Annotated in this window: 2 protein-coding genes; both read left to right on the forward strand. The window is 65.0% G+C overall.

The genetic code is table 11. The annotated features are described in order from the left end of the window. The first annotated feature begins 108 nt into the window (after nucleotides 1-108). Nucleotides 109-693 carry a helix-turn-helix domain-containing protein gene (locus tag PJB24_RS15750; protein ID WP_273847599.1) on the forward strand — a complete coding sequence of 195 codons (585 nt, stop codon included), beginning with the start codon at nucleotides 109-111 and terminating at the stop codon, nucleotides 691-693. Nucleotides 694-812: 119 nt separating this feature from the next. After that, entirely contained in the window at nucleotides 813-2,195 is a 1,383-nt protein-coding gene (locus PJB24_RS15755) for a glycine--tRNA ligase (protein WP_273847601.1), read from the forward strand. The last annotated feature ends 168 nt before the right edge of the window (nucleotides 2,196-2,363 follow it).

The following is a 2,363-nucleotide window of genomic DNA, read 5'->3' on the forward strand; positions in this document are numbered from 1 at the left end:
ACACCGCAGGCCATCGGAACACGATGAGCCCCACCCCCGCCACCAGAAACGGCGCCCCCGCCACCACGTAACCGAGTATTTCTATCATGGTAGAATTTATTCTCACATATGAACGAGAAGGAAGCAACGGAGCTGGTTTCGGTGGAGAGGCTGGGAGCTCGCATCCGGGAGTTGAGGAGGGTGCGGGATCTCACGCTGGTCGAGCTTGCGGAGCGCAGTGGGGTGAGCCGGGCGATGCTCTCGAAGGTGGAGCGGGGGGAGAAGAACCCGACGCTGGTGGTGGCGGCCAGGATCGCGGAGGGTTTCGGGATGTCGCTCTCGCAGCTCGTGGGCAGCGAGGAGCGGCGCGAGCTGGTGGTCGTGCCGAAGGAGCGGCAGATGGTGATGCGAGATCCAAAGAGCGGATTCGAGCGTCGCCTTCTCACCCCGGCTTTTGCCGGACGCGGGGTGGAGTTCATAAAGAACGTCATCCCGGAGGGAGAAAGCTCCGGGGAGTTCCCGCCGCACAGGAAAGGCGTGGTCGAGCACCTGGCGGTCGAGCGTGGGAGGCTGAGGGCCGTGCTCGGCGGCGAGGAGTATCTCCTGCGGGAGGGGGATGCGATGTACTTCGAGGCCGACCTGCCGCACCGCTTCGACAACGCCGGAGAAGGCGAGTGCAGCTACTACCTGATCATAGACGCCGGCAGGGCGTAGCCGGGGAGGCCGGGTATCGGGCGGGGCGCCGTCGGGTCTGTCGTTCCGATCGACCGGTCCCTCTGAGCTATACTTGCGCGGAAGTTCTCTGCCAGATCACAGGAAGACCGGAGGGTTAGATGTCGCAGACCGTCTCGATGGACAAGATCGTCGCCTTCTGCAAGCGGCGGGGGTTCGTGTACCAGAGCTCGGAGATCTACGGCGGCATCCGCTCCTCCTACGACTACGGCCCTCTCGGGGTCGAGATGAAGCGCAACATCAAGGACGAGTGGTGGCGCAGCATGGTCTACGCCCGCGACGACGTGGTGGGCTTCGACTCTGCGATCATCATGCACCCGAAGGTGTGGGAGGCCTCCGGGCACGTTGAGACCTTCAACGACATGCTCGTCGAGAGCCGGAGTTCGGGGAGGCGCTACCGGGCCGACCACCTCATCGAGGAGGCGACCGGGATGGAGGTCGAGGGGCTCTCCCCCGAGGAGCTCACGCGCATAATCCAGGAGGACGAGCGCATCAAGGACCCGGTGGACGGCGGGCGAGACTTCACGCCGGTCAGGCCGTTCAATTTGATGTTCGAGACCTACACCGGTCCGGTCAAGAGCCCGGAGAACGTGGCGTATCTCAGGCCGGAGACCGCGCAGGGCATCTTCGTCAACTTCAAGAACATCCTGCAGACCAGCAGGGTCAAGGTTCCCTTCGGGGTCGCCCAGCAGGGCAAGTCGTTCCGCAACGAGATCACGCCGGGCAACTTCATCTTCCGCACCCGGGAGTTCGAGCAGATGGAGATGGAATTCTTCGTCAAGCCGGGCACCGACGAGGAGTGGCACGAGTACTGGATCGAGGAGCGCTACGAGTGGTATCTCAGGCTCGGGATGAACCCCGAGAACATCCGCAAGCGCGAGCAGAGCGACGAGGAGCGCGCCCACTACGCGACCCGCGGGGTGGACATAGAGTACAACTTCCCGTTCGCCGGGTGGTCGGAGCTCGAAGGCATCGCCAACCGCACCGACTACGACCTCAAGAAGCACGCCGCCTACTCCGGCACCAACTTCACCTACACCGACCAGGCGACGGGCGAGAGCTTCATCCCCTACGTCATCGAGCCCGCCGCCGGTCCTGACAGGATGATGCTCGCTTTCATCGTCGACGCCTACACCGAGGAGGAGGTCGCCGGGGAGAAGAGGGTGGTCCTCAAGCTACATCCGCGCCTCGCGCCGACCAAGGCCGCGGTCTTTCCCCTGACCAGAAAGGAGCCCGTCGCGACCATAGCCCGCAGGCTCTACGAGGATCTGCGCGGCGACTACCGGGTCTTCTACGACGAGTCCGGCTCGATCGGCCGGCGTTACCGCCGGCAGGACGAGGCGGGCACGCCTTACTGCGTAACGGTCGACTTCGACACGATAGAGGACCACAAGGTGACGATCCGCGACCGCGACACCCTGCAGCAGGAGCGCATCCCGATAGAAGGGGTGCGCGAGCGGCTGAAAGAACTCATCTCCGGCTAGAGCGAACCAGGATCACCCGCGGCGGTGCTTCCCGACTTCGAGCCTGAGGAGGGGGCTGCGCCGCCTGCGCGCGAGGACTCCGGCGAGGGCCGCCCCGAGCACGAGCCCTCCCACCCCCGTCAGCAGAGGGAGGGCCCGCCGCAGGACGGCCCTCCCTCTGCTGACGGG

The organism is Rubrobacter calidifluminis, assembly GCF_028617075.1.
In the GTDB taxonomy this organism is placed as follows: domain Bacteria; phylum Actinomycetota; class Rubrobacteria; order Rubrobacterales; family Rubrobacteraceae; genus Rubrobacter_E; species Rubrobacter_E calidifluminis.

Excerpts from the sequence above, each read along its gene's own strand:
- PJB24_RS15750 (WP_273847599.1), top strand. The coding sequence starts at position 109 with ATGAACGAGAAGGAAGCAACGGAGCTGGTTTCGGTGGAGAGGCTGGGA.
- PJB24_RS15755 (WP_273847601.1), top strand. The coding sequence starts at position 813 with ATGTCGCAGACCGTCTCGATGGACAAGATCGTCGCCTTCTGCAAGCGG.